Below are 4,470 nucleotides of genomic sequence, written 5' to 3'. Positions count from 1 at the left end.
TTTTCATATTCAGCAGGCCGAACAAATACGTTTATACAAAGAGGCCTGGAAGGAAGCAGGGCACCCTGGTGAACCCCGCGTTTCGGTCAGTCGATCCATATTCGCTCTGGTCGATGATTTAGATCGTTATTACTTCGGGCAAGAGGCTGACAAAACAGATAAAATTGGGGTAATAGAATCGGACAAGCGGACGATTTTTGGGCGAAGTTATGCCGCAGAACCAGATCAACTCGTGAAAGAACTAGCGCAAGATGAAGCAATACAGGAAGCAGACACGCTATTATTGACCATTCCAAATACGCTAGGGGTCGACTACAATGTCCACATTCTTTCAGCCATTTTGGAACACGTAGCTCCCGAACTTGGTTGGCGTTAACTCCACTCTCGTATGATAAAGAACATTCGCTACAAAACAAAAATTGCAGTCATTGGTGCGGGTCAGGCTGGACTTTCTGCTGCTTATCATTTGAAGAAGCTCGGACTTAAAATCGGGCCGGATTTTATCATCTTGGATGAAGCCTCTGCACCAGGAGGAGCCTGGCAATTTCGCTGGGACTCCCTTACCTTAAGTACAGTCAATAAAATACACGATTTGCCCGGCATGTCGTTTGAGGAGACTTTATCAACAAAAGGGGCGGAAGTTCAGGCAAACACCGCTGTTCCCCATTATTTTAAACTTTATGAAGAAAAATTTGGACTTCAAGTATATCGACCAGCTAAAGTAGAAAAAGTCTACTTGTACCAAGATCGCTTTCATATCGATACGGCAGAAACTCTTTTCTCAGCACTCGGTATTATCAACGCCACCGGAACATGGGAAAACCCCTATATTCCTACCTATCCAGGTGCAGAATTATTTCGTGGCGAGCAACTTCACACAAAGGATTTTAAAACTGCAGAGTATTTTCGTGGCAAACATGTTATTGTTGTTGGAGCCGGTATTTCTGCCATACAGCTATTGGACCAAATCTCGAAGGTTACAACGACAACCTGGGTAACACGACGACCACCTTTATTCAGAGAGGGGCCATTTGATGACATGGCTGGGCATAATGCTGTTGCTATGGTAGAGGAACGTGTACGGTTGGGGCTTTCACCTTTGTCTGTCGTTTCCGTTACGGGCCTCCCCTATTCTACAAAAATCCAGGAGATGGAAAAACGGGGTGTCCTTCAACGTTTTCCAATGTTTCAAGAAATAACAGAAAAGGGGATCAAATGGGCCGATGGAACAGAACAACAAGCAGATGTTATACTTTGGAATACAGGCTTTAAAAGTTCATTGCGCCATCTAGACGCTGTGCTGCCAAAAGAAAAACAGGGCGGCATTCAAATGGCAGGAAGACTAGCGACTATGGTCGCTAAAGAACCAAGAATTCACCTCGTGGGTTATGGTCCATCAGCATCGACAATCGGTGCAAACCGTGCAGGTAGCGCCGCAGCTAGAGAACTTCTAAAAACGCTTTCAGCTGCCGACCTGAACACAAATACATTTAGTGGGATCCAGCTATAATGGTAGTTTCAATTTTGAGTATTTAAATTACTGGAACATGCACAATTATTTGAGGTGAGAAGAAAAAATCCCCTTTTTTATTTCAAATAAGTCGGATTGCATGTGTAGACTTTAGATATACCATGATATTACAAATCCGCTAATGAAAATCTCAGGGCAACTCCATCTTATAATAGATTTTTAAGTATATTTAAACGTACAACAGGTCGTAATCAAAAGCCAACAAAGTTAATTGATGAATTCTCAAATTATCAGCCCTGATACATCCATTACATTATTCGTAAAGGCGATCCTGGTATTTGAAAGTCAGAAAAATGATCGCATAAACTTACCTTTTTATGCTGATGGTTACCCTGGTCTATTGTTTCAACGATGCTATGGTGATTTTACAATCAAGCCCCATGATAAAAAGATGCCGACGATTTTTCTCTATGGTCAGACAATAAAACCGATTTCAATAGATGTAACAGGGCCTTTTCAGATTATCGTTTTTCAATTTTACCCATTTGTATTACGCCGATTTTGGGGTATCTCGCCCGAAAGCATAAACGACGACTGCTATGATCTAGATGCTCCTTCAAATAGAGCCTTCCACCAACTAAGCAGTACATTATTCTCATCTTCAAATGCTGAAAACAGCATCCAACTATTAACACAATCGCTCCTCAGCTTTTTCGATAGCAAGAAATATAACATAGATTTTTCGATTCAGCGAGCAATTCTCGAAATCATCAAAAAAAAGGGCCAAATCATTATTAAGGAAATTGCAAAAAAAGAAGCATTGAACATCCGAACTTTTGAAAGAAGGTTTTTCAAGGAAACTGGGGTGTCCGCTAAACAATTCGCTAAAATGGTACAGTTTCAGGCCGCTTTGAAACAGCTTAATAGCAAAGATTTCCAAAAGCTAACGCAAGTAGTTTATGAAAATGGATTCTCCGACCAATCGCACTTTATTCGTGTCTTTAAGACTTTCACAGGAACAACGCCAACATCATTTAACAAAAAGTAGGGTACTGTCGTTTTTATTCTATATTGACTCACTGTTTATCACAACTTTTGTATTGTCTAAGGGCGAGCTCAACGAAAGTGTGTAATTTCTTAAAGCCTCAACTTCTTCGAAAGATTTGCTATAAGAAAACAATGCTTTGATAAATTAGAGCACCTAGAGAATCAGGTTCAGTAAAACATTGTACATCAAAAAAAATATAGATATGAAATCGCAAGACATCATTTTAGCGCTGGCAACAATATTTTCGGCTATCATATCAGGCTTGTTTTTTTCGTATACCTTTTCGGTCAATTTGGGTCTACATAAACTCAACGATAAAGCCTTTTTGATGGCGATGCAAAATATCAATAAAGAAATACTAAACTCAGCTTTTTACTGCTGTTTTCTAGGCGCACCACTTTTGTTATTCATGGCTACCATATTATTTTTTGATCTGTATTCACCAAAATTTTATCTAATCCTAGCAGCATGCCTAAGCTATATTATTGGTGTATTTGTGGTTACAGGCACGCAAAATGTACCCTTAAATAATCAATTAGCCTCGATAGACCTATCGATATCTTCAGAAAAATCGTTAAGACTTGCACGTGACGCCTTTGAAAAACCCTGGGTATTTTGGAATAACATCCGAACTTGCTCTTCTTTACTTACAATCACCTGTTTAGTTATTAACTTGGTCTTTTTTAAATCAAAAAATTGATCATAACATTGGGCTAATAGTATAAGATCAAATCCCTTACAACCTGTTTACAGACATTTCCGCCGAAATAAAACTTGAGTTTATCATTTACCTATCTCTTATAGACGAAAAAAAGCCCAAGGCATGCGAATTTAAATTCATTCCCCCCGAATTTAAATCAAGTGCTAAAACCTCTTCCTCAATACCTTACTTTTATAAAAATTGATCAACGAATGTTATTGAATGTGAGCTTAAATCATCATGAAGGCATGTATATTGATGATTCAAAGAAATCTTCACGAAACTGCCAAAACATACATGAGCCGAAGTTGTCTATCAATAAAAAGGGTCTTTACAATTAAAAAGGAGCATAGCAGTACGAAGTATGTTATGTTCAAAATAATATACAATTAATGAAATTTTTCCCCATGAAAACAAAACACTTAATTTCGACATCATTGTTAGTATCTTCTGCCATAGCGTTGTTCACATCTTGCAATGGCAGTTCTGTCGATACGGTAAAAGCTATCGAATCAAACTACGACAATCAAAACAAAACCATTACGTTAACAGGTGAATTTGATGCACCATCCTTTACATTCTCATCAGGTAAATCAAAAACTATGGCCATGAATTTCGTAGTTAAATCCCATGCATTTAGTTCTGAAAAATTCACTGCATTCAGCGTTATATTACCTGTAGGGACAGAAAAAAACAATGTTTTATTTGAAATTCCCGCAGATCAGAAAAATTATACGCTTAAGAACTTTTATGTATTTGACGATAAGGGAGAAAAAATCAATCTAGATTCCCATACAACCTTCAAGATGAAGGGAACCGTTCACTACAGTGAAATGGAAAAACCTGAAACTGAACGGGAAAAAGATAATTTTTCCTATAAAATAACCGATGTAAGCTTTGTAAAAGACTAAAATTAACAACAATTGATAGCATAAGAAATAAAAAAGCCAGATTTCAAAACCTGGCTTCAAAAATAAACATATGATGATTAGTAAATGGTAAGTCCATAGGTACAACTTAGTGAATAGTTCGACTTATTCAAAAATGCCTCGACCCCGCCCTGATAACCTACGCACATGTACCTATTATTTCAATTGAACGCCACGGACATGCCTGAATAATGAGCAACCAATATTCTCTTCACGTTATCGGCCTTCTCAACATTAAATATATACTAGGTGCGCCAAGACAGCACGCAACAACATGCCCGCAAACGTTCAATTTATAATCAAATATAGAAATAAAAACTAA

At 38.0% G+C, this 4,470-nt stretch carries 4 protein-coding genes and 1 pseudogene; all 5 read left to right on the top strand.

The genetic code is table 11. The annotated features are described in order from the left end of the window. A pseudogene (locus B2X72_RS18520) lies at positions 1–376 on the top strand (LLM class flavin-dependent oxidoreductase); the annotation flags it as partial. 12 nt (positions 377–388) lie between these two features. Further along, on the top strand, positions 389–1,510 hold the full coding sequence (locus tag B2X72_RS18515) for an NAD(P)-binding domain-containing protein (protein WP_088160503.1): 1,122 nt from the start codon (positions 389–391) through the stop codon (positions 1,508–1,510). 235 nt (positions 1,511–1,745) lie between these two features. Then, positions 1,746–2,519, top strand: coding sequence for a helix-turn-helix domain-containing protein (locus tag B2X72_RS18510; RefSeq protein ID WP_286850997.1), 774 nt, complete (start codon positions 1,746–1,748; stop codon positions 2,517–2,519). 202 nt (positions 2,520–2,721) lie between these two features. Continuing rightward, on the top strand, positions 2,722–3,219 hold the full coding sequence (locus B2X72_RS26690) for a DUF1772 domain-containing protein (RefSeq protein WP_312352739.1): 498 nt from the start codon (positions 2,722–2,724) through the stop codon (positions 3,217–3,219). Between the two features lie 407 nt (positions 3,220–3,626). Further along, a complete protein-coding gene (locus B2X72_RS18505; protein WP_075991373.1) occupies positions 3,627–4,130 on the top strand; it encodes a hypothetical protein in 504 nt (167 codons plus the stop codon). Positions 4,131–4,470 lie beyond the last annotated feature (340 nt).

Origin of the sequence: Sphingobacterium sp. UBA7253 (assembly GCF_002472745.1) — a bacterium.
GTDB classification, from domain to species: domain Bacteria; phylum Bacteroidota; class Bacteroidia; order Sphingobacteriales; family Sphingobacteriaceae; genus Sphingobacterium; species Sphingobacterium siyangense.
This window is presented reverse-complemented; position numbering and strand designations above follow the sequence as displayed.